Here is a 24,744-nt window from a genome sequence, read left to right on the forward strand (position 1 = left end):
TCACCATGTCCCGCAACCGCACCCGGCTCGCCGCCCTGGCCGCCACCACCGCCGGCCTCGGCCTGACCGCCCTGGGCGCCCCCGCCCTGGCCTTCGCCGGCGGCGCCCCGGGCAGCGTCAGCTACGACACCGGCGCGCTCGACTGGGGGGTGAAGGCCGGCTTCCGGAACTACATCGAGGGCCCGGCCTCCCAGGGCGGCGCGGTCGAGCTGACCGGCGGCGCGACCCGCAACACCGACGGCACCTTCCACTTCGGACTGGCCGGCGCCACGTACGACCTCGGCACCCACGTGCTCAACTCCTCGTTCACCGGCGGCGTGCACTTCACCGCCCACCACGGCGCGCTGGACCTCGCGCTCAGCGACCTGCGGATCACCACCTCGGGCACCACCGGCACCCTCACGGCCGACACCGCCGCCAAGGAGACGGTGGGCGCCACCGAGACCACCCGGCGCGACGACGTGCCGCTGGTGACCTTCACCGTCGGGCGGGGCACCACCTCCGGGGTGCCCACCGCCGCGAAGCTCACCGAGCAGGGCGCCAAGGCCTTCGCGAGCTTCTACGGCGCGGGAACGGACATGGACCCGCTGTCGCTGCTGCTCGAGCAGAGCCCGGTGACGCCGACTCCGACGGTCACCCCGTCCGCCGGCGCCTCGCCGACGGCGCAGCCGACCGGGACGCCGTCCGGCTCCGCCTCGCCGACGGCGACCGCCTCGCCGTCCGCCACGGCCAGCACCACCGCCACCGCCACTGCCACTGCCACTGCCACCGCCACTGCCACTGCCACCGCGACGGCGACGGCGAGCGGGAGCGCCACCGCGACACCCCTGCCGACCGGCACCCCCGGCGCCGGTTCCGACCGCCTGCCCGTCCTGAACGGCACCTTGAACTGGACGGTCAAGGAGAGCTTCCGCAAGTACCTCGAATCCCCGATGGCCGCCGGCAAGGTCGAGTTCGGCGGCGGCGCGGCCGACTACCGCTTCGGCGGCGGCACCGGCACGTACAACACCAGCGACCACACGCTCACCGCGGGCTACACCGGTTCGGTCCGCTTCCTCGGCCACCCGGGCAAGGACGGCTGGGCGCTCGACACCACGCTCTCCAAGCCGGGGCTGGTCATCGACAAGGACGGTGCCTTCCTGACCGCCGACGTCAACGGCAAGTCCCCGGACGGCCGGTCGACCGCGCTGACCGGTGCGCGGATCGCCAAGCTCGACCTCCCCGCCGCCGCCGTGAAGCCGGTCAACGGCGTCGTCACGCTCACCGGTGTCCCGGCCACGCTGACCGCGGAGGGCGTCCCGGTGTTCTCCAACTACCCGGCGGGTACGGCCCTGGACCCGGTGAGCGCCACCCTGGCCTTCGACAAGGACGCCGAGCTGCCGACCGTCGGCTCCTCCGGCACGACCGGCGGCGGCAACCCGGCTGCGGGCAGCCAGGGTTCGAGCGGCCCGGGTTCGGGCGGTGGGTCGGGCAGCGGAACGGCCGGTGGCCCCTCGCTCACCACCGGTGCGCTGAGCGGCACCGACACCGGCGCGCTGGCCGCGACCGGCGCGGACACCCCGGTGGTCCCGCTGCTGGCCACCGCGGCGGGGTTGCTGCTGGTGGGCGGCAGCGCCACCGTCCTGGTGCGCAACCGCCGTGGCGCGGCCCAGGCCTGAGCCCGGCGCGGAACGCGCGCCGGCCCCCGCGAGTGGGTACTCGCGGGGGCCGGCGCGTTCGCGGCGGGTGCCTGAGCTGCCCGAGTGTCTGAGCTGCCCGAGTGCCTGAGCCGCCCCGGTGCCCGAGCTGCCCCGGTGCCCGAGCCGCCCCGGGCGTCGAGCGCCCGGGCAGCTCAGGTCCGGTCGGTCAGGCGCTCAACGGATAGCGGCCGTCCAGGTCGTGGAAGACCGCGCCGTTGAGCACGAAGGCCCGCTTGCACTCCTCGACCACCCGGCGCCGCTCCACCTCGTCCATCGCCGCGCCCGCCGCGTCCAGCTTGGCCCGGTAGTCGCGCTTGAAGGCGGCCGGGTTGGTGACGTCCTCGAAGACGTAGAACCGCACGCCGTCGCCCTTGCGCTCGAAGCCCCAGGTCTTCTCGGCCAGGCCCCGGATGATCTGGCCGCCCGACAGGTCACCCAGGTAGCGGGTGTAGTGGTGGGCGAGGTAGCCGCCTGGCCACTCGGCGGCCAGCTCCTCGATCCGGGCCACGTACGCGGCGGTGGCGGGCAGCGGTGCGAGTCCGGTGCGCCAGTCGGGCCCGCGCAGGTGTGCCAGGTCGCGTTCGATGGCGGCGGTGCGCAGCAGCGCCGGGTCGATGAACGGGCCCGCCAGTGGGTGTTCCGCGAGCTGCTCGGCCCGCTCCTCCAGTGCCCGGTAGACGAACCAGAGCTGGCCGGTGAGCTCGGCGTAGGCGTCGATCCCGAGCTGCCCGCCGAGCAGGCGGCTCATGAACGAGGAGTGCTCCGCTGCCTCGTGCTCCTCGCTGCTGGCGGTGCGGAGCACGGTGGAGAAGGGGACGGGCTCGGGCGTGGGCATGCGGCCTCCAGGGATCGGATGCGGCCGGGGCGGAAGCACCCCGCTATTTTTGGTTAGCCTAACCTGAGTTCATGACTTCCCGACACTCTGTCGGTAAAGGTAGCGGAGCGGCCCCGGAAACGGCAGGGGCGGGGCGAACGTGGCCGCGCGGCCCCCGGCCCCGGCCGGTGCCGACATGCCGACGCCCCGCCGGTCCGGCCCCGAGGGGGAGCCGGACCGGCGGGGCGAGGGGCCTGCGGGTCAGCGGGCGCCGCTGCGACGGCGGCGGAACACGAGGACGCCGCCCGCCAGCGCCAGCGCCGCGGCCGCGCCGCCGATCACGACGGGCGCCGAGGACGGGGCCGCCGCCGTCCGCGCCGCGGTGCCGTAGCCGCTGGACATCCCGGCCGCGGCGTACTCCGAGCCGGGCAGCTTGTCGGCGTAGCGGGCCTTGACCAGCTTCTGGTACTCGCTCAGCGAGGCCGAGGGCCGCCCGTTCAGCCCTTGCCGTGCCTGGTCGTTGAGCGGCTCGACCGTGGTGATCCGCAGCTGGTACCAGCCGCGGATCTGCGGCTCGCTGAACACCAGCGTCCCTGGTGCGGCCTTTCCGGCGTAACCGGCGTCGACGGCGCCGTCGCGCACGCCGGCCAGGTGCCAGCCGCCGCCCTCGGTGGGGGCGAGCATGACGGTGGCATTGCGCCCGTTGACCGTGGTGTTCAGTGCGGAGACCAGATAGCTCAGCCGGATCGCCTGGGCGGCGATCGGCAGGGCCGTCCCGGCGACGAACTCGGGAGTGAGCTCGTTCAGGGCCAGTGGGTTGTTGACGGTGAAGGCCGGGAGGCCCGCGCACGGGTCGGCCGGGTCCGGGATCGTCTGGGCCGCCGGGGGCGCGTCCCCTTGGGGCAACGGGACGCTGAGGAAGCGGCAGACGGCGTTGCGGACGTCGGCGGACTTCACCAGGTCGAGGGCGGCCCCGTAGTCCGGGATGTCCGCCGGGAGCGGGTCCTTGGCCGGGGCCGCGTGGACGGGCCCGGCGAGCGGCAGCAGCGCGCAGGCGCCGGCCGCCAGCAGTGCGGCCAGGCGGAGGCGGCGGGTGCTCGCCGGCCCGGCGGGTGTCGTGGTCCTGTGCATGGCCGTCCGCCTCACCTGGAGATGCCGATCCGGGAATGGGTCCACTTGAACGAGCTGTTGCTGACGTAGTCGGCGTAGTTCCACCAGGTGTAGGTGGCGGTGTCCGGCCACGGGTCGGCGACCCCGATGGTGTTCTTCGAGGTGTCGAAGCCGTAGACCACGTTCATGTGGCCGCCGCCGGCCGTCCAGCCGATCCGGGCGGCGACCGGCCGGGCCGCCTTGACGTCGGTGTAGACCTGGTTGAAGGTGGCCGCGCTGTTCAGGCCGGTGCCGAGGTTGGTCATGCCGAGGCTCTTCCAGCCCTTGGCCATGTCGTCGAGCGTGGCCGGCTGGTTGTTGCAGCCGTAGTAGGGCTGGGCCCGGGTGCAGAAGTCGGCCTGGGTGGTGCCGTAGCCCTGGAACTTGGCGATGGTCAGGCCGGAGGCGACCCAGCACCACTGGGACTTCTCCTGCTTGAGCATGGCGATGTTGTCCTGGCCGGCCTCGGCGTGGGCCTGGCTGCCCGCGGTGGCGAGCAACGCCGAGGCCGTCAGGAGGACGGCCGTCGTCGTGGTCGTGAATCTGGATCTGCCCATGGGTCTGCCTTCCCGTGCGGTGCGCGATGGGTGTCGGGGATCAGCAGTGCCATGACAGCACGGAACGGTGCGATTACGGAGCGTATGCGAAGGAGTGTTGCGAACGGGTGCGGACCGCGACGCCGGAAGTCGGTGCGGTGGCCGGTCGGGTCGGACCTCCACCTGTGCGCGGTGTGAGCGGCGGTGACTTCCCCCGGAAGGGGACACGTCGTGGTGCGGCGGGCCGATCGTGGTGACGTAGGGTGATAGGAGGTCAACAGGGGGGAGTCGACGGTCCGGTCGGCCGCAGCGCGCGGGCCCGCCGTCGAACCCCCGTTCCACCCCGGCCCACCCCACCCCGTCCCGTTTCCGGCCGTGGCGGGTGCCCCGGGTCGCCCGCAGACAGGAGAGTTGAGTTGTCGTCCGACAGCACGCAGCGTACGCAGTGGGTCCAGGACCGTCCGGCCACGTCCCGTGCCCCCAGAGCGGACCTGCTGCTCGACGGCCGCTCGCTCACCGTCAAGGAGACCGCCGCGGCCGCCCGTCGCCCGCAGGGGTGGCGGGTGGCGCTGTCGGACGGTGCGGTGCACCGGATGAAGCGCTCGGTGGACCTCAAGAACGCGATCGTCGACTCCGGGCAGCGGGTGTACGGTGTCACCTCCGGCTTCGGCGACAGCAACACCCGGCAGATCTCGCCGCGCAAGGTCGAGGCGCTCCAGGCCAACCTGATCCGCGGCTTCAACTGCGGCCTGGGCCCGGCGGCTTCGCCCGAGGTGGTGCGGGCGACGGTGATCGCCCGGGCGAACTGCCTGGCGCGCGGCAACTCCGGCATCCGCCCCGAGGTCGTCCAACTGCTGCTGGACTGCCTGGAGCAGGACATCCTCCCGGTGGTGCCGGAGCGCGGCTCGGTGGGCGCCAGCGGCGACCTCGTCCCGCTCAGCTACCTCGGGGCGATGCTCACCGGCCACGGCACGGTGCTGCACCGGGGCGAGGCCCGGCCCGCCGCCGAGGCGCTCGCCGAGGAGGGCCTGGAGCCGGTGGTGCTCGCCTCCAAGGAGGGGCTGGCACTGGTCAACGGCACCTCCTTCATGGCCGGCTTCGCCGTCCTGGCCCTGCGCGACGCGACCGAACTGGCCTTCGCCGCCGACCTGTGCACGGCGCTCGCCTCCCAGGTCCTGAACGGCAACCCGCGCCACTTCGACCCGTTCGTCTTCGACCACAAGCCGCACCCGGGCACCGCCGACTCCGCCCGGACGGTGCGCCGGCTGCTCGGCCGGCTCGGCGACGGCCCGTACGCGGGCGACCAGGAGGGCGGCCCGGCCGAGCGGATGCCCGACGGGACGGGCTACCGCCGGCTCGCCGAGGCCGTCCAGGACCGGTACTCGATCCGCTGCGCCCCGCACGTCAACGGCGTGCTGCGGGACACCCTCGCGTTCGCCGCCGACTGGACCCACGTGGAGATCAACTCCTCCAACGACAACCCGCTGTTCGACACCGACACGGGCGTGGTCGTCAACGGCGGCAACTTCTACGGCGGCCACATCGGCCAGGCGATGGACTCGCTCAAGACCGCCGTCGCGAGCGTGGGCGACCTGCTGGAACGGCAGTTGCAGCTGGTGGTGGACGAGAAGTACAACAACGGCCTCACCGCGAACCTCATCCCGCGCTTCCCGGACGACAGTTGGGACGCCGGCCTGCACCACGGCTTCAAGTCCCTGCAACTGGCGGCCTCCTCGCTGGTCGCCGAGGCGCTCAAGCTGACCATGCCGGCGACCTCGTTCTCCCGCTCCACCGAGGCCCACAACCAGGACAAGGTCAGCATGGGCACCATCGCCGCCCGGGACGCCCGGACGGTCGTCGAGCTGGTGCGCGAGGTGGCCGCGATCCACCTGCTGGCGCTCTGCCAGGCCGCCGACCTGCGCGGCCCCGAGCGGCTCAGCGGGCCGACCGCGGCCGTGCACGCGGCAGTGCGCGCCGTGTCGCCGGTGCTGGACGGGGACCGCGGGATGGAGCGGGACATCGCGCTGGTGGCGGAACTGATCGGCGCCGGACGGCTACGGGAGGCGGCGGCCGGGGCCTGAGCCCGGCCCCTGAGGGCCCGCGGGGGCCGGGCCCGCACATGCCGGGCCCGCACACGCCGGGCCCGCACATGCCGGGCCCGCACGCCCCTGCTACTCGGTGGGCTCGGCGAAGTGCTCCACGACGGCGGCGTAACTGTCGTCGGCGTGCCCGCGCGCGGTGACCGCCTCCAGTACGGCCGTCAGGTGCCGGGGCAGGGCCGGGTTGAGGCCGCGCCGCTCGCTCTCGTCCAGCAGGTGGCCGGCCGCCGCCAGGTGGGTGCGCAGTGCCGAGTCCTCGGCCGGGTAGTCGCCCTCGTCGACCTGGCGGGCGTACCGGGCCAGGAAGGCGCCCATGCCCGCGAACAGCAGCTCGGCGCTCGGCGCGAAGTCCGTCGCGCCGATCCCGGCGGTGCGCAGCAGGGCGGCCGCGTGCAGGAAGCCGTTGAGGCCCGACCACAGGACGGCCAGCAGGGCGACGTCGTGCAGCGAGGCGAGTCCGGGGCCGTCGCCGAGGTGGACGGGGCAGCCGCCGAGCGCGGTCAGGGTCGCCTCGTGGGCGCGGAAGGCGGCCTCGGGGCCGCTGTAGAGCACGGTGGTCCCGGGGAGGCCGATGGTGTCGGGGGTGGCCAGCAGGGCGCCGTCGAGGCTCCGGGCGCCGTACCGGGCCGCCGCCTCGGCGACGGCGGCGGCGTCGGCGGAGGTGCCGGAGGTGACGTCGACCAGGACCCGGCCGGCCAGGGCGTCCCCGGCGGCTGCGAGAACCTCGGCCACGGCGCGGTGGTCGCCGAGGCAGAGCACGACCAGTGGCGCGGCGGCCACCGCCTCGGCGGGCGTGGCGGCGCGCTGGGCGCCCCGGGCGGCCGGGCCGTCGGCGCGGGCGGGCGTGCGGTTCCAGACGGTGGTGCGGTGTCCGGCGGCCAGGAAGGCGTCGGCGAGGGCCGTGCCCATCAGGCCGAGGCCGAGTACGGCGACGGGGGCGGGGTGGCGGTCGGTCGTCACGAGGTCTCCTTCGGGTGGTCCGGCAGGGGGACGATCGCGGTGCGGCGGCGGGGTTCGTTCAGGGCGCGCACCATCGGTTCCTCGACGAGGGCGTGCAGCAGCCAGGCCGCGGCCAGGGACCCGGCCACCAGGAGGGCCGTGTACAGCGGCGGCCGGAGTCCGTCGGCGGTGCCGTCCGGGTCGAGCAGCGCGTCGCCGTACTCGATCACCAGGTAGTGGGAGAGGTACAGCGTCAGCGAGAGGGCGCCGAGGCGCTCGGCCATCGGGTGGGCGAGCCGGGACGGTCGTCCCAGCCGGTCGGCGTTGGCGGCGCCCACGATCAGCGCGGCCAGCGGCAGGGCGGTGATCGCGGCGACGCCGAACAGCAGCGGGGAGAGCTGGTCGAGCGGGTAGAGCAGGGTGAAGGCGACGGCGCCGTGCCAGGTCCGGACGCCGTCGAGCCGGCCCTCCCGGACCAGCCGGGCCAGTACCACGCCGAGCAGGAACTCCGGCAGCCGCGCCGGGGGGAAGGTGTAGCAGAGCCAGATCTGGCGCAGCGTCACGCCGAGTCCGAAGGGCGGTCCGCCGCTTCCCGGCCGTGCCGCGGTGAGCAGCACCGGGATGAGTACGGCGGCCGCGACGGCCGCCGCCGCCCAGGCCCAGAGGCGCTCGGAGCGGATCGTGGCCGCCCGCCGGGCGATGACCGGGAACAGCAGGTAGAACAGCAGGTCGCAGCAGAGCGACCAGGACACCCCGTTCACCCCGGGGTCCAGCAGGTCGAAGCCGGGGGACCAGGTCTGGACGAGCAGCGCGTTCGGCAGCCAGGCCCACAGCGGCACGGCCCGCCCGGCGGCGGCCAGCAGCAGGACCCCGATCAGCAGGGTCACCAGGTGGGTCGGCAGGATCCGGGCCACCCGGCGGAGCCAGAACTCCCGGACCGGTTGCCCGGGCCGCCAGGACCAGGTCAGCAGGAAGCCGCTGAGCAGGAAGAAGAACGTCACCGCGGCGAACCCGAGTCGGAGCAGGGTGGCGCTCTCCCCGTGCCCGTGGGTCCAGATCAGGCTGACGTGCTGGGCGACGACGGCCGCGGCCGCGATGAAGCGCAGACCGGAGAGCGAGGGCAGCCGGGACGACCTGCCGAGTGCCAAGAGCGTTCCCGAGATCTCGGAGCGGGTGGGGGAAGGCCCGGTGATCGTATCCGAACTCGCCGACGTGGTTTGCTTTTGACGAATCGTCGGAGAAGCCGGGCCGATTGCATGCTCTGCATACTTTCCTGGTGAAAATGTTGACGGCGGGTCAGATCTGATAGAGATCAGGTGCCCCGGCTAAGGTGCGTGCGCGATCGTCCGACGTCGCGCCGCCCTGCCCGCCCGCCCAGGACCGGAGACCCACGTGGCCGACAATGACACCCTGCGCCAGTACTTGAAGCGCGTGGTCGCCGACGCCGTCGACACCCGGGAACGCCTGCGCGCCCTGGAGGAGCGGCAGTCGGAGCCGATCGCGGTGCTCGGCGCGGCCTGCCGCTACCCCGGCGGCGCCGATTCCCCGGAAAAGCTCTGGCAGTTGGTTGCCGACCGGGTCGACGCGGTCTCCGGATTCCCGTCGAACAGGGGCTGGCCGCTCGACTCCCTGTTCCACCCCGACCCCGACGTCATCGGCACCAGCTACGTCGAACAGGGCGGATTCCTGTACGACGCCGATCGGTTCGACGCCGAATTCTTCGGCATGTCCCCCAGGGAGGCCCTCGGCACCGACCCCCAGCAGCGCATCCTGCTGGAAATCGCCTGGGAGGCCTGCGAACGCGCCGGAATCCCGCCCGAGGCCCTCCGCGGCAGCCGCACCGGCGTGTACGCCGGGGTGATGTACAACGACTACGGCAGCCGGCCGCAGCTGCCCCGGGAGGACTTCGAGGGCTACCTGTTCAGCGGCAGCGCCCCCGGCATCCTCTCCGGCCGACTCGCCTACGCCTTCGGCCTGGAGGGCCCCGCCGTCAGCGTCGACACCGCCTGCTCCTCCTCCCTGGTCGCCCTCCACCTGGCCTGCACGGCGCTGCGCCGCGGCGAGTGCGACCTCGCCCTGGCGGGCGGCGTGACGGTGATGTCCACCCCCGCGGCCTTCCTCGGCTTCTCACGCCAGCGCGCCCTCGCCCCGGACGGCCGGTGCAAGGCCTTCGCGGCGGCCGCCGACGGCGTCGGCTGGGGCGAGGGCGCCGGACTGCTGGTGCTCGCCCGGCTGTCCGACGCCCGCCGGGACGGCCGACGGGTGCTCGCCGTGGTCCGCGGCTCGGCCGTCAACCAGGACGGCGCCTCCAACGGGCTGACCGCGCCCAACGGCCCCGCCCAGGAACGGGTGATCCGCGCCGCCCTCGCCGACGCCCGGCTCACCGCCGAGGAGGTCGACGCGGTCGAGGCCCACGGCACCGGGACGGCGCTCGGCGACCCGATCGAGGCCCGGGCGCTGCTGCGCACCTACGGACAGCGGTCGGCGGAGCGGCCGCTGTGGCTGGGCTCGCTCAAGTCCAACCTCGGCCACGCCCAGGCGGCCGCCGGGGTGGGTGGGGTGATCAAGACGGTGGAGGCGCTGCGGCGCGGCCGGCTGCCCGCCACGCTGCACGCCGAACAGCCCTCGCCGCACGTGGACTGGGAGTCGGGCGCGGTCGCCCTGCTCACCGAGGCCCGCGACTGGCCCCGGGGCGACCGGCCGCGCCGGGCGGCGGTCTCCTCCTTCGGCCTGGGCGGGACGAACGCGCACGTGATCCTGGAGGAGGCGCCGCCCGAGGAGGCCGGGGAGGCGTCGGTGGTCCTGCCGGTGGTGCCGTGGGTGCTCTCGGCCCGGTCCGCCCGGGCGTTGGCGGAACGGGCGCGCGACCTGCTGGCGCTGGTCGGCGGCCCGGGGGCCCCGGACTTCCGGGACGTCGCCCGGGCGCTGGCCACCACCCGGGCGGCGCTGCCGTACCGGGCGGCGGTGGTCGGCGGTACGGCCGCCGAACTCCGCGAAGAACTGGGCGAGTTGGCGGGATCGGTCGCGGCGGACGAGGTCCAGCGGGTGGGCGGGGAGGTCCGCCCGGTCGTGCTGTGCCCGGACGGGGACGGGCCCTCACCCGAGGCGGTGAGCCAACTCCGGTCCGCTTTCCCGGTGTTCGCCGCGGCGTACCAGGAACTGGCCGAGGTTCCCGGAGTGCCGGCCGGCTTCGCCGCGCGGGTGGCGCTCCACCGTCTGTACGCGGCTTGGGGGTTGAGCCCGGCGGCGCTGGTCGGCCGGGGCCGTGGCGAGGTGGTGGCCGCGCACCTCGCCGGGGTGCTCTCGGTGCCCGACGCGGTGGTCCTGCTCGCGGCCCGCGAGCGGCTGCTCCGGAAGGGCGGTGGGTCGGCGGCCCGGGCGGAGTTCCGGCGGGAGCTGGCGGAGTCGGCCTTCGCGGCGCCGACCGTCACCCTGGTGTCGGCCGCGAGCGGTCATGAGGAGCCGGCGGAGCGGTGGACGGACCCGGAGGCCTGGGCCGAACGCATCCTGGCCGAGGGCGGATTGCTGCCGGAGGGGCTGGTGCTGAGCCTGGAGATCGCTCCCGGCGAGCAGGCGCCGTACGCCGTCGTCCGGGAGCTGGCCCGGCTCCACACGGCCGGGGCCGCCGTCGACTGGTCCGCCTTCTTCGCCGGGACCGGCACCCGACACGTCGACCTGCCGACGTACCCGTTCCAGCGCGAGCGCTACTGGCTGGAGCCGACCGGACCCGCGCCCGCCGGGGCCCCACCCGCCTCGCCGTCCGTCCGGTCGGAGGGTGAGGGAACGCTCGCCCGGAGCCTGGCCGACCTCCCCGCCGGGGAGCGGCGCGCCCACCTGCTCGACGTGGTGCGCGCCGAGGCGGCCGCCGTGCTCCGGATCGCCGACCCGGCGGCCGTCGAAGTGTCCCGTCCCTTCCGCGAGTTCGGCTTCGACTCGCTCACCGCCGTCCAGCTGCGCAATCGGCTGGCCGCCCTCGCCGGGATCGAGCTGCCGGTCACCGTGCTGTTCAACCACCCCACCCCGGAGGCCGTCGCCGACCTCCTGCTCGACCGCCTGTCAGCCGCGGACCGGCCGGACGCGCTCGCCGAAGTCGACCGGCTGGAAGCCGCGTTGGGGCGGCTGCCGGCCGGCGGCCCGGAGCTGCTCGCGGTCACCGAACGCCTGCGGGAACTCCTCGGCCGCTTCGGACGGCTCGAAACCGCCACCAAGGACGAGCTGTTCGACCTCATCGACCACGAGCTCGGCCGGGCCCGTACCTGACGGCACGCCCGTCTCAGCGCACGCCCGCCCGGCCGTACGCCCGCCGAGAGAGGAAGCCCAGCATGCCGGACGAGGAGAAGCTCGTCGACTACCTGCGGTGGGTCACCGCCGACCTGCACGACGCGCGCCGGAGGATCGCTGAACTCGAGTCCGCCCAGGGCGATTCGGCACCGGACGACCCGATCGCGATCGTCGGCATGGCCTGCCGCTACCCCGGCGGCGTCGGCTCGCCCGAGGACCTCTGGCGGCTGGTGCTGGACGGCCGCGACGCCGTCACCCCCTTCCCCACCGACCGGGGCTGGGACCTCGACGCCCTCTACGACCCCGACCCCGAGACACCCGGCACCAGCTACGCCCGTGAAGGCGGCTTCCTGGACACCGCCACCCGCTTCGACGCCGGGTTCTTCGGCATCTCCCCGCGGGAGGCCACCGCGATGGACCCGCAGCAGCGGCTGCTGCTGGAGACCGCCTGGGAACTGTTCGAGCACGCGGGCATCGACCCGACGGCGCTGCGCGGCACCGACGTCGGGGTGTTCGCCGGCGCCACCGAACAGTCCTACCTCGGCCCGGACACCCCGGCCGAGTACGAGGGCTACCTGCTGACCGGGCGGCTGGGCAGCGTGGTCTCCGGCCGCATCGCGTACACCTTCGGCTTCCAGGGCCCGGCCGTCACCGTGGACACCGCCTGCTCCTCCTCCCTGGTGGCGCTGCACCTGGCCGCCCGCTCGCTGCGCGGCGGCGAGTCCTCGCTCGCCCTGGCGGGCGGTGTGACGGTACTCGCCTCGCCGCTCGGTTTCGTCGACTTCGCCCGCCAGCGCGGCCTGGCGCCGGACGGCCGCTGCAAGGCCTTCGCCGCCGCGGCGGACGGCACCGGCTGGGCCGAGGGCGCCGGGCTGGTCCTGCTGGAACGGCTCGCCGACGCCCGCCGGCACGGACACCGGGTGCTGGCGCTCCTGCGCGGCTCGGCCGTCAATCAGGACGGCGCCTCCAACGGGCTGACCGCACCCAACGGCGCCGCCCAGGAGCGGGTGATCCGCCGGGCCCTGGCCGACGCCGGACTCACCCCGGCCGAGGTCGACGCCGTCGAGGGCCACGGCACCGGCACCCGGCTCGGCGACCCGATCGAGGCGCAGGCCCTGCAAGCCGTCTACGGCGCGGACCGCCCGGCCGGACGACCGCTGCTGCTCGGCTCGGTCAAGTCCAACCTCGGGCACGCCACGGCCGCCGCCGGGATCGGCGGGGTGATCAAGACGGTGCAGGCGCTGCGCCACGGCGTACTGCCCGCCACGCTCCACGTGGACGCGCCGACGCCGCTGGTCGACTGGCGGGCGGGCGGGGTCGAGCTGCTCACCGAGCAGCGCCCCTGGCCGCAGGCCGACGCCCCGCGCCGGGCCGGCGTCTCGGCCTTCGGGGTGAGCGGGACCAACGCCCACCTGCTGCTCGAACAGGCTCCCCTGGACGAGTTCGAGCCGGACTCCGGCGGGCTCCCCGCCGTGCCCTGGCTGCTCTCCGCCGCCACGCCCACCGCGCTGCGCGTCCAGGCCGCCCGGCTGCTGGCGCACGCGCAGCGGCACCCCGACGCCGCGCCCCACGAGATCGCCGCCGCCCTGGCCGGGAGGGCCGCGCTCACGTACCGGGCCGCCGTGGTGGGCGCCGACCGGGAGGAGCTGACGAGCCGTCTGCGGGCACTCGCCGACGAAGCGCCCGCAGAGCCCGTACGGCCCGGCAGGCTCGCCTTCCTGTTCCCCGGGCACGGGTCCCAGCGCCCGGGGCAGGGGCGCGAGCTGTACCGGGCGTTCCCGGCCTTCGCGACGGCCTTCGACGAAGCCTGCGCCGAACTGGACCCGCACCTGGGGGTGCCGCTGGCCGCGGTCCTGTCCGGCGGGGGAGAGCTGGAGCGCTTCGGCTACGCGCAGGCGGCGGTGTTCGCCTTCGAGGTGGCGCTGTTCCGGCTGCTGGAGTCCTTCGGGGTGCGGCCCGACGTGGTGGCCGGGCACTCGGTCGGCGAACTCGCTGCCGCCCACGTCGCCGGAGTGCTGTCGCTGCCGGACGCGGCGACCGTCCTGGCCGTCCGGGGCCGGCTGGTCGAGGCGCTGCCCGCCGACGCGGCGGTGGTGGCCCTGGAGGCCTCCGAGGCCGAGGCGGTCGACCTGCTGGCGGGATACGGCGGACGAGTGTCGCTGGCGGCGGTCAACGGCCCCGCCTCGGTGGTGGTCTCCGGCGCCGCCGAGGCGGTGGGCGCCGTCGTCGCCGAGATCGGGCAGCGCGGCCGCCGGGCGCGCCGCCTGACGATCAGCCGGGCCGTGCACTCGGCCGAACTGGACCCGCTGCTCGCCGAGTTCCGGCGCGCCGTGGCGGGTGTCCGGCTGGCCGCGCCGACGCTGCCGTTGGTCTCCACGGTCACCGGGCGCCTCGCCACCGCGGCGGAGCTGCGCTCCCCGGACCACTGGACCGCGAACCTGCGCCGGCCGGTGCGCTTCCTCGACGCCGTCCGCACCCTGGCCGCCCAGGGCGTGGGCACCGCGCTGGAGGTCGGCCCGGACGCGGTGCTGTCGCCGCTGGTCGCCGCCTGCCTCGACGGCGACGACCGGCAGGTCACGGCGGTGCCCGGCGTACGGTCGGGCACCGGGGAGGTGGCCGGGCTGGTCGGCGCGCTGGCCGCGCTGTGGACGGCCGGGGTGCCGCTCGACCGGCGCGCCGTCCTCGGCCCGCCCGGACGGACGGCGGCGGTCGCGTTGCCGACGTACCCGTTCGAGCGGGAGCGGTACTGGCTGACGCCCCCGCGCGCCACGGGCCGGGGAACCGCCGGGCGGGCGCTCGGACACCCGCTGCTGACCGGCGTCACCGAGCTGGCCGGGCGCGCGGAGCTGGCCTTCCACGGGCGGCTGCCCGGACGCTCTCCGGCCGAGCTGGTGGAGCTGGCGCTCCGGGCGGGCGAGGAGGCCGGGTGCGCGGTGCTGGCCGAGCTGACGGTCGGATGCCTGCCGGCGCCGCCCGAACGCGGCACGCTGGAGGCGCAGTTGGTGCTCGCACCGGCAGACGGCCGGGGCCGGCGGCCGTTCACCGTGCACACCCGGGCGGGCGAGAGCGGCGGTTGGGCGCCGGTGGCCTCGGGGGCGCTCGGCCGGGGCGGCGTACGGACGGACGCCGACGAGGGGGCCTGGCCGCCGCTGGGCGCGCGGGCCGTGACGGCGGACGTCGACGGCGTGACGGCGCTGTGGCGGCTGGACGGCGAGCTGCTCGCCGAACTGGCGCTCCCGGACGGCACGACGGCGGACGGCTGGGGACTGCACCCGCAGCTGTGGGACGCGGTCACCCGCTGCGCCGGCCCCGGAACCGCCGCCGAGTGGCGCGCCGTCCGGCTCCACGCGGCGGGCGCCACCCGGCTCCGGGCCCGGATCACCCCCGGGCCGGACGGCGCGGCACTGCGCCTGACCGACCCCGCCGGGCGGCCGGTCGCCTCCGCCGAGGCCGTCCGCCTGCGGCCCGCCGAAGGGCCCGACCGGACGGCCGAGGCGCGGCGCGGCCGCGCCCGGGACGGGCTGTTCCACCTCGACTGGACGCCGCTGACCCTGCCGTCCTCGCCGCCGCGAGTGCGCTGGGCGGTGCTCACGGACGGCGCCGGACCGCTGCCGGACCGGGCCCACCGGATCGCGCGGGTCGAGGACGTGCTCGGCGCGATCGGCGGCCACGACGCGGTGCTCGCCCCGCTGCTGCCCGGAGCCCGTCCCGACGTCCCGGCCCGGGCCCACGAACTGGCCGCCCGAGCCCTGGAGCTGGCCCAGCGCTGGCTGGCCGACCCGCGCGCCACCGGCGTACCGCTGGTGGTGGCGACCCGGGGCGCCGTGGCCGGGGTGACCGACCCGGCGGCCGCCACCGTCTGGGGCCTGCTGCGCTCGGCCCAGTCCGAGGCCCCGGACCGGATCGTCCTGGTCGACCTGGACGAGGACCCGGCCTCCACCGCCGCCCTCCCCGCGCTGCTCGCCACCGGCGAACCCCAGGCGGCGATCCGCGCCGGGCGGGTGCTGGTCCCGCGCCTGGCCCGGGCCGGGCGGCCCGACGGCGGCTCCGCGACCCCCGCCCCGCCCTGGCCCACCGACGGCACCGTGCTGCTCACCGGCGGCACCGGCGCCCTCGGCGCCGTGTTCGCCCGCCACCTGGTGCGCCGGCACGGCGTGACCGAGCTGCTGCTCACCGGCCGGCGCGGGCCGGCGGCCCCCGGAGCGGCCGCGCTGGTCGCCGAACTGGCCGCCCTCGGCGCGCGGGCCACCGTCGCGGCCTGCGACGTCGCCGACCGGACCGCGCTCGCGGACCTGCTGGCCGCCGTCCCCGCCGACCGGCCGCTGACCGCCGTCGTGCACGCGGCCGGCGTCCTGGACGACGGCCTGCTGGCCACCCTGAGCCCCGAACGGCTCGCGGCGGTGCTGCGCCCCAAGGTCGACGCGGCCTGGCACCTGCACGAGCTGACCCTCCCGCACCGGCCGTCCGCCTTCGTACTGTTCTCCTCCGTCGCCGGGATCGTCGGCGGGCCGGGCCAGGCCAACTACGCCGCCGCCAACACCTTCCTGGACGCGCTCGCCGAGCACCGGGCCGCCCTCGGACTGCCCGCGACCTCCGTTGCCTGGGGCCTGTGGCAGGACGAGGGCGGCATGGCCGGGCACCTCGGCGAGGCCGACCTGCGGCGGATCGCCCGCAGCGGGCTGCGTCCGGTCACCGCGGCCGACGGCCCGGCGCTGCTGGACGCGGCCCTGACCGGGCCGCGGGCCGCCGTCCTCGCCGCACCGCTGGACCTGGCCGCGATGCGGCGTCACCCCGCCGAGCTCCCCACGGTGTTCACCGGCCTCGCACCGCTGCCGCCCCGGCCCCGCGCCGGGACGGCGGAGGACGCGGCGGAGCCGTTCGCCCGGACGATCGGCGCGCTGTCACCGGAGCGGGCCCGCGCGGAGGCCGTCGAGCTGGTCCGTCGGGAGGCCGGCCGGGTGCTCGGCCACCCCGACGCGGCCGCCGTCGGCGCCGAGGACGCCTTCCCCGCGCTGGGCTTCGACTCGCTCGCCGCCGTGCAGCTGCGCAACCGGCTGGACGCGCTGACCGGTCTGCGGCTCGCGCCCGGGGCGGTGTTCGCCCACCCGACACCGGCCGCGCTGGCGGACCACCTGCTGGCGGTGCTCGCCGCGCCGCAGGCACCCGCCGGGACCGGCACGCGGACCGGGGCCCGTGACCAGTTCGGCGCGGATCCGTCCGGTGCGGATCAGGCCTACGGGGATTCGGGCGGCGGGGATTCGGGCGACGGGGACTCGGACGGCGGGGACTCGGGCGGCGGGCCCGACCCGGCCGGGGAGTTCGCCGCCGACGTCCGCCTGGACGAGGACGTCCGCCCGGCCGCCGATCTCGTCCCGGACGCCGTCGAGCCCCAGGAGATCCTGCTCACCGGCGCGACCGGCTTCCTCGGCGCCTTCCTGCTGCGCGACCTGATGCGCTCCACCAAGGCGACCGTACACTGCCTGGTGCGCGCCGCCGACCCGGCCGCGGCCGCCGAACGGCTGCGCGAACGCCTGAGCTGGTACCGGGTGTGGGACGAGATCGAACCGGACCGCCTCGCGGTCGTGGTCGGCGACCTCGCCCAACCCCGACTCGGCCTGACCGAGCTGGAGTTCGACCGGCTCGCCCGGATCGTCGACGTGGTCCACCACGCCGGGGCCGCCGTCAACTGGCTGCGCCCGTACGGCGAACTCCGGGCCGCCAACGTGGACGGCACCCGGGAGGTGCTGCGGCTGGCCGCCCGGCACCGCACCGTGCCGGTGCACCACGTCTCCTCCACCGCCGTGTTCGCGGAGGAGGGCGCGGAGCCCGGCCCGCGCGCCGTGTCCGCCCCGACCGGCCCGCCGCAGGCGCTGGCCAACGGCTACGCCCAGAGCAAGTGGGTGGCCGAGCAGGTGGTCGGGATCGCCCGGGAGCGCGGGCTCCCGGTGACGGTCTACCGGGTCGACGTGGTCTGCGGCGACCAGGTCCACGGGGCCTGCCAGACCAGGGACTTCTTCTGGCTCAGCCTCAAGGGCCTGGTCCAGTCCGGGGCCGTCCCGGCCGGGCTCGCGGGCGCGGGCGCCGTCCACCTGGCCCCCGTCGACTACATCAGCGCGGCCGTCACCACCCTGGCCGGGCAGCGTGGGAACGCCGGCCGGACCTTCCACCTGCAGAACACCAGCACCGAGGGGTACGGCGAAATGACCGGCTACCTGAGGGAGTTGGGCTACTCGCTGCCCGAGGTGGAGCTCGCGCGGTGGTGCCGGACGGTGCGCGCCGACCCGGGCAACGCGCTCACCCCGCTGCTCGACCCGTTCGAGCGGATCGCCGGCCACCGGGCCGTGCACCCGCTGATGGACGTGTCCGCCGCCGAGGCGGCGCTGGCCGGGACCGGGATCGCCTGCCCGCCGATCGACCTGCCGCTGTTCCGCCGGTACGTGGACTTCTTCGTCCGCACCGGCTGGCTGCCGCCCGCGCCTTCACCCGCGCCTTCACCCGCACCATCGGCCGCACCGTCGCCCGCGCCTTCGCCCGCTCCGGAGTCGCCTGCTCGGGACCCCGACGCCGCCGGTCCGCCCGCGCCCACCGCCTGACCGCGCCCCGCCCGCCCGACCAGGAGGACGACCATGCATCTGGAGATCACCCCGATCGACGCGCTGCGCCGCGCGGCCCGGCGGCCCGGGGCGGGCCCGGCCCTGCACTACGAGGAGGCCGAGATCGGCTACCCCGAACTGCTGGACCGGGCCGGCCGCCTCGCCGAGGTGCTCGCCGACGGCGGTGTGACGGCCGGCCGCCAGGTCGCCTACCTGGGTCTGAACAGCCCGACGCTGCTGGTGACGTACCTCGCCTGCGGCTGGCTCGGCGCCGCCTTCGTCCCCGTCAACCACCGGCTCGGCGCCGCCGAGGTGGCGGAGCTGCTGCGGGACTGCGAGGCGCACACCGTGGTCGCCGAACCGGGCCACGCGCCGCTGGTCGACCCGGCGTCCGGGGCGCGGCTGCTGCTGGTGGACGACGACCCGGCCGTCCCCGTGGCCGGCCCGCCCGACCCGCGCTGGACGCCGCTCGCCGCCGCCCTGGCGGCGGCCCCCCAACCGCCGCGCCAGCCCGCGCCGCTGGACGCCGAGGACCTCGCCGTCCTGCTGTACACCTCCGGCACCACCGGCCGGCCCAAGGGCGTCCGGCTCACCCACGGCAACATCTGGTGGAACGCCGCCAACATCGACGCGGCGATGACCACCCGCGAGGACGACGTCAACCTGGTGGTCACCCCGCTGTCGCACATCGGCGGGCTCAACTGCTTCACCCTGCGCAACCTCGGCCACGGCGGCACCACCGTGCTCCGCCGCCGTTTCGAGCCCGAGCGGACCTTGCGCGACCTGGTCGCCCTCAGGGTCGACACCTTCTTCGCCGTCCCCTCGATGTACGCCCTGCTGGCCCGGCAGCCCGGCTTCGCCGAGGCCGACCTGTCCGCGCTGCGCGGCGCCGTGGTGGCCGGTGCCCCCGTCCCGCCCGGGCTGGTCCGCGACTACGCCGCCCGCGGGGTGCTGCTCCAGCAGGCCTGGGGCCTGACCGAGACCGCCTGCTTCGCCAGCTACCTGCCGCCGGAGCTCACCCTGGCGAAGGCCGGCTCGGCGGGCCGGGCGATGCCCTTCACCCAGCTGCGGATCGTCGACCCGGAGACCGGCGCGGACGTCGCCGACCCGGACCGGCCGGGCGAGGTCTGGGTGCGCGGCAAGCACGTCTCGCCCGGCTACTGGCGCGGCGAGGAGCAACTCCGGGACGCCGACGGCTGGTTCCGCACCGGCGACCTCGGGCGGCTGGACGCCGACGGCTGCCTGTACCTGGTCGACCGGCTCAAGAACGTGATCATCCAGAACGGCGAGAAGGTCTACCCCGCCGAGGTCGAGCGCGCCCTGGCCGACTGCCCCGGCCTGCGCGAACTCGCCGTCCTCGGCGCCGCCCACCCGGAGTGGGGCGAGACCGTCGTCGCGGTGGCCGCGGCCGAGCCCGGCAGCGCCCCGACCCTGGAGACGGTACGGGAGTTCGGCGCGGCCCGGCTGGCGCCGCACAAGCTGCCCGTCCGGCTGCACCTGGTCGCGGAGATCCCGCGCAACGGCGCCGGGAAGGCGGACCGGGCGGCGCTGCGGCGGCTGCTGCCCGCGGTGACGGAAGCCTCCGGTCCGAAAGCCCCCGGGCCGGAAGTCTCCAGGCCGGAAGCTGCCGGGCCGCCGCGCCCGGACGGTCTGGCCGGACTGGTCGCCGCCGCGACCGAGTCGGCGCTCGGCTTCCCGCCCGGCCGCCGCTACGGCGCCACCGCCAGCTTCGCCGAACTCGGCCTGGACTCCCTCCGGGCCGTCGCCCTGCGCGACCGGCTGGCCGAGGCCACCGGCCTGAGCCTGCCCGCCACGCTGGCCTTCGACCACCCGACCCCGGCGGCCGTCGTCGCCCTGCTGCGTGCCCGGCTCGGCGAAAGCCGGGCCACGGACGGCGAGTTCGACCCCGACCCCGACCCCAAGTCCGAGACCGTGCCCGAACCCGAGGCCGAGGCCGTGCCGGTCGACGACCCGGTGGTGATCACCGGCATGGCCGTCCGCCTCCCCGGCGGCATCACCACCCCCGAGGCGCTCTGGCAGCTGCTCAGCGAGGAGCGGGACGCCGTCTCCGGCTTCCCCGAGGACCGCGGCTGGGACCTCGCCACCCTCGCCGACCCCGACCCCGAGGCCCCCGGCCGCTCCGACACCCGGCACGGCAGCTTCCTGCGCGACGCCGCGCTCTTCGACGCCGACTTCTTCGGCATCTCCCCGCGCGAGGCCGCCGCGATGGACCCCCAGCAGCGGCTCCTGCTGGAGACCAGCTGGGAGGCGCTGGAGCGGGCCGGCCTCGCCCCGACCGACCTGCGCGGCCAGGACGTCGGCGTGTTCACCGGCGTGTTCGCCAACGGCTACACCGAGCGCGTCCCGGTCTCCCGCGCGGCCGACGGCTACCGGGTCACCGGCAGCGCGACCAGCATCGCCGCCGGCCGGGTCGCGTACGTCCTGGGCACCCACGGCCCGGCCGTCGCCGTGGACACCGCCTGCTCCTCCTCGCTGGTCGCCCTGCACCTGGCACTGCGCTCGCTGCGGGCCGGCGAGTGCACGGCCGCGCTGGTCGGCGGGGCGACGGTGATGGTCACCCCGGACGCCTTCGTCGAGTTCTCCCGCCAGCGCGCCATCGCCCCCGACGGGCGCTGCAAGCCCTTCGCGGAGGCCGCCGACGGCACCGGCTGGGCCGAGGGCGCCGCCGTCCTCGTCCTGGAGCGGCTCTCCGCCGCCCGCCGGGCCGGCCGCCGCCCGCTCGCCGTGGTGCGCGGCTCCGCCGTCAACCAGGACGGCGCCTCCAACGGGCTGACCGCGCCCAACGGCCCCGCCCAGCAGCGGGTGATCCGCCGCGCCCTGACCGACGCCGGACTGCGCCCCGACGAGGTCGACGCGGTGGAGGCGCACGGCACCGGCACCGTACTGGGCGACCCGATCGAGGCCCAGGCGCTGATCGCCGCGTACGGGCCGGAGCGCGCCGAGCCCCTGCTGCTGGGCTCGGTGAAGTCCAACCTCGGCCACACCCAGGCGGCCGCCGGCGTCGTCGGCGTGGCGGCCACCGTACTGGCCCTCCAGCACGGCGTACTGCCCCGCACCCTGCACGTCGACCACCCCAGCAGCCGGGTCGACTGGTCGGGCGGCGCGGTGCGGCTGCGCAGCGCCACCGCCCCCTGGCCCGAGCGGGGGCGTCCGCGCCGGGCCGGGGTCTCCTCGTTCGGGATCAGCGGGACCAACGCCCATGTGCTGCTGGAACAGGCCCCGGTGGAGGAGCCCGCCACCACGGTCGGGCCGGAACCGCTGGTGCCGCTGGTGGTGTCCGCCCGGACCCCGGCGGCGCTGGCCGCCCAGGCCGGGCGGCTGGCCGAGCTGGTGGACGGCGGGGCCCGGCCGCAGGACGTGGCGCGCTCCGCACTCGCCGGGCGGGCCCTGTTCGAGCACCGGGCCGTCGTGCTGGCGGCGGACCGGGCGGACACCGGCGCTGCGCTGCGGGCCCTCGCTGCGGGAGCGGCCGACGCGGCCGACGCGGCCGGCGGGGTGGCCCCAGGGGTAGCCCCCGGGTTGGTCACCGGCACCGCGCCGGCGGACCGGGCGGACCAGGGCGTGGTCCTGGTCTTCCCCGGCCAGGGCGCCCAATGGGCCGGAATGGGCCGGGAGTTGTGGCACTCCGAAGCGGTCTTCGCGGAGCGGATGACCGCCTGCGAACAGGCCCTCGCCGGGCACGTCGACTGGTCGCTCGCCGACGTCGTGCACGGCGCCCCCGACGCCCCACCGCTGGACCGGGTGGACGTGGCCCAGCCGGTGTCCTTCGCGGTGATGGTCTCGCTCGCCGCCCTCTGGCAGTCGTACGGCGTCCGCCCGGCGGCCGTCCTCGGCCACTCGCAGGGCGAGATCGCCGCGGCCTGCGCGGCCGGCGCGCTGACCCTGGCGGACGCCGCCCGGACGGTCGCGCTGCGCAGCCGGGCGATCGGCGCCCGCCTTGCGGGCAGCGGCGGCATGCTCTCCGTGCCGCTGCCCGAACGCCGGGTCCGGGACTGGATCCGGGCCTGCGGCGGGGGAGTCGAGATCGCCGCCGTGAACGGGCCGGAGCGCACCGTGGTCGGCGGGGACAGCGCGGCGCTCAGCGGGTTCCACGCCGAACTGGAGCGGCGCGGGATCGACGTGCGGATGATCCCGGTCGACTACGCCTCGCACACCGCGCAGGTGGCGCGGCTGGAGCCGGAACTGCGGCAACTCCTCGACGGCGTACGGTCGTCGGCGCCGACGGTGCCCTGGTACTCGACGGTCGACGGCGGCTGGGTCAGCGGCCCGGTCGGGCCCGACTACTGGTACCGCAACCTGCGCCACCCGGTCCGCTTCGAACCCGCCGTACGGGCGCTCGCCGAGCAGGGCTTCACGGCCTTCGTCGAGGTCGGCGCGCACCCGGTGCTGGGCGCGGCGATCGAGGCGACGCTGGCCGACGCCGGGGTGGGCCGGGCGGCCGTGGTCTGCGGCAGCCTGACCCGGGGCGAGGGCGGCCGGGCGCGGTTCGCCCGTTCACTTGCCGAGGCCTTCGTCCGGGGCGTCCCGGTCGACTGGACACCCCTGCTGCCGCCCGGCGCGCGCCGGATCGACCTGCCGACCTACCCCTTCCGGGGGCGGCGGTACTGGCCGGAGCTGGAGCCGGAGCCGGTGTCGGTGTTGGTGGCGCAGTCGGTGCCGCAGTCGGAGCCCGGGCCGGGGCAGGCGTTCGCCAGCACGGGTGAGCTGTTCCGCCTCGCCTGGCGGGACCTGCCCGCCCGGGGCGCGGCGCCCGTCCCGGTGACACCGGTCGCGGACCCGGCGGCGCTGCCCCCGGACGCGTCCGGTTGGCTGCTGCTCCCGCCCTCCGCCGCCGACACCCCCGACACCTCCGACGCCGCCGGCGCCCCCGACGTCCCCGCCGAGGACGCCGCGCGGGTCCGGCGCAGGACCGCCCGCGCCCTGACGGCCGTCCAGCACTTCCTCGCCGACCCCCGGCACGAGGGCGGCCGCCTGGTCGTCGCCACCCGCCACGGCGTCGCGACCGAGAACGGTGAACCGGTGGACCCCGCCGAGGCCGCCGTGTGCGGCCTGGTCCGCTCGGCCCAGGCCGAGCACCCCGGCCGCCTGGTGCTCGCCGACCTCGACCTGCCCGCCGACGCGACCCCCGAGGACTGTGCCCGAGCGGTCGCGACCGCCCTGGGCGAGGCGGCTGCCGCCGACGAGCCGCAGTTCGCCCTCCGCGGCCGGGCCGTCCGGGTGCCCCGCCTGGCCGCCCGCACCGCCGCTCCGGCGGGCGGCCCGGTGCTCGACCCGGCCGGCACCGCGATCGTCACCGGCGGCACCGGCCTGCTCGGCCGACTGATCGCCCGCCACCTGGTGACCGGCCACGGCCTGCGCCGCGTCCTGCTCGCCTCCCGACGCGGCGAGGACGCCCCCGGAGTCGCCGAACTCTGTGCCGAACTGGCCGAGTTGGGTGCCCACGCGGAGGCCGTCCGGTGCGACGTCGCCGACCGCGAGCAGGTCCGCGCCCTCGTCGCTGGTGTGCCCGCCGAGGCGCCGCTCACCGTCGTCGTGCACGCCGCCGGGGTGCTGGACGACGCGGTGGTCGGCTCCCAGACCCCCGACCGGTTCGACACCGTGCTGCGCCCCAAGGCCGACGCCGCCGTCTGGCTCGACCGGGCCACCCGTGAGCTCCCCGCGGCCGTCGCGCTCGTGCTCTGCTCGTCCGCCGCCGGTGTCCTGGGCACCGCGGGCCAGGCCGGGTACGCGGCCGCCAACGCCTTCCTGGACGGCCTCGCGAGCCGCCGCCGGGCCGCCGGGCTGCCCGCGGTGTCGCTGGCCTGGGGGTCCTGGGACGCGCCCGACGGCATGACCGCCGCCCTGGGCCGGGCCGACCGGGCCCGGCTGGCCCGCACCGGCGTCCGGCCGCTCCGACCCGCCGAGGGGCTGCGGCTGTTCGACGCGGGCCTCGCCGACGGCCGGGCCGTCCTCGTCCCGCTCGCCCTGGACCTCGGCGCCGTCCGGCACCCGGTCCCCGCGCTGCTGCGCGAACTCGCCGGGCCCGCACCCGAAGCCACCGATCCCACCCGGGGCACCGCCGGCTCCACCCCGGGCACGGCGGCCGCCGAACCGCAGGCCGTCCGGCTGGTCGCCGCCGACCCCGCCGCACTGCTCGACCTGGTCCGGGTCGAGGCCGCCGAGGTGCTCGGGGCGGACGAGCGGATCCCGGCCGAGGAACCCTTCGAGTACGCGGGCTTCGACTCCCTGATGGCGCTCGAACTCCGCGACCGGCTGGCCCGGCTCACCGGCGCCCGGCTCCCCGCCACCCTGGTCTACGACCACCCCAGCCCGGCCGCCGTCGCCGATCAACTGGGCCGCCTGCTCGGCTCCGCCCGGGAACACCAGCAGGCGGCCGCCGCCCTGGACACCCTGGAACGCACCCTCACGGCCGTGGACGAGGAGTCCCGCGCGGACCTCACCACCCGGCTGCGCACCCTGCTCCAGCGGCTCGAACCCGCCGCCGCCACCGCCGCTCCGACGGCGGCCGCCCCGACCGGGGAACCGGCCCGGGAAGCAGCCAAGGACCTGGCCGAAGAACTGGCCGACGCCGACGACGACGAACTCCTCCGCTTCATCGACACCCGGCTCTGACCGGCACCGCCAGAGAGGCAC

The 24,744-nt window shown here is 76.4% G+C and carries 9 protein-coding genes and 1 pseudogene; 5 read left to right on the forward strand and 5 right to left on the reverse strand.

The genetic code is table 11. The features are described 5' to 3' along the window. Window positions 1-5: 5 nt before the first annotated feature. Complete coding sequence (locus ACZ58X_RS12085) at window positions 6-1,658, forward strand: HtaA domain-containing protein (RefSeq protein ID WP_470333562.1); 1,653 nt, start codon at window positions 6-8, stop codon at window positions 1,656-1,658. A gap of 187 nt (window positions 1,659-1,845) precedes the next feature. Here ACZ58X_RS12085 and ACZ58X_RS12090 read toward each other — a convergent pair whose 3' ends face one another. The 3 genes from ACZ58X_RS12090 to ACZ58X_RS12100 all read right to left on the reverse strand — a co-directional run bounded on the left by ACZ58X_RS12090 (window position 1,846) and on the right by ACZ58X_RS12100 (window position 4,199). Beyond that, window positions 1,846-2,514: a biliverdin-producing heme oxygenase gene (locus ACZ58X_RS12090; RefSeq protein ID WP_470333563.1), complete on the reverse strand. Its 669-nt coding sequence runs from the start codon at window positions 2,512-2,514 to the stop codon at window positions 1,846-1,848. 240 nt (window positions 2,515-2,754) lie between these two features. Continuing rightward, window positions 2,755-3,624, reverse strand: coding sequence for a hypothetical protein (locus ACZ58X_RS12095; protein ID WP_470333564.1), 870 nt, complete (start codon window positions 3,622-3,624; stop codon window positions 2,755-2,757). Between the two features lie 11 nt (window positions 3,625-3,635). Beyond that, a complete protein-coding gene (locus ACZ58X_RS12100; protein ID WP_470333565.1) occupies window positions 3,636-4,199 on the reverse strand; it encodes a papain-like cysteine protease family protein in 564 nt (187 codons plus the stop codon). Between the two features lie 395 nt (window positions 4,200-4,594). Between ACZ58X_RS12100 and ACZ58X_RS12105 the strand changes: the two genes are divergently transcribed. Next, on the forward strand, window positions 4,595-6,259 hold the full coding sequence (locus ACZ58X_RS12105; protein ID WP_470333566.1) for an HAL/PAL/TAL family ammonia-lyase: 1,665 nt from the start codon (window positions 4,595-4,597) through the stop codon (window positions 6,257-6,259). Between the two features lie 90 nt (window positions 6,260-6,349). On the opposite strand, the gene ACZ58X_RS12110 is transcribed toward ACZ58X_RS12105, so the two are convergent. Continuing rightward, entirely contained in the window at window positions 6,350-7,237 is an 888-nt protein-coding gene (locus ACZ58X_RS12110; RefSeq protein WP_470333567.1) for an NAD(P)-dependent oxidoreductase, read from the reverse strand. Further along, entirely contained in the window at window positions 7,234-8,364 is a 1,131-nt protein-coding gene (locus tag ACZ58X_RS12115; RefSeq protein ID WP_470333568.1) for an acyltransferase family protein, read from the reverse strand. The genes ACZ58X_RS12110 and ACZ58X_RS12115 overlap by 4 nt, the downstream gene beginning before the upstream one ends. Before the next feature lie 250 nt (window positions 8,365-8,614). On the opposite strand from ACZ58X_RS12115, the pseudogene ACZ58X_RS12120 reads away from it, so the two are divergent. The 3 genes and pseudogenes from ACZ58X_RS12120 to ACZ58X_RS12130 all read left to right on the forward strand — a co-directional run. Continuing rightward, window positions 8,615-11,200, forward strand: a pseudogene (locus tag ACZ58X_RS12120) (type I polyketide synthase); the annotation flags it as partial. Between the two features lie 338 nt (window positions 11,201-11,538). After that, complete coding sequence (locus ACZ58X_RS12125) at window positions 11,539-18,090, forward strand: thioester reductase domain-containing protein (protein WP_470333569.1); 6,552 nt, start codon at window positions 11,539-11,541, stop codon at window positions 18,088-18,090. 33 nt (window positions 18,091-18,123) lie between these two features. Continuing rightward, window positions 18,124-24,723: an SDR family NAD(P)-dependent oxidoreductase gene (locus ACZ58X_RS12130; RefSeq protein WP_470333570.1), complete on the forward strand. Its 6,600-nt coding sequence runs from the start codon at window positions 18,124-18,126 to the stop codon at window positions 24,721-24,723. Window positions 24,724-24,744: the final 21 nt, after the last annotated feature.

It is taken from the genome of Kitasatospora sp. NPDC040550 (assembly GCF_055594965.1).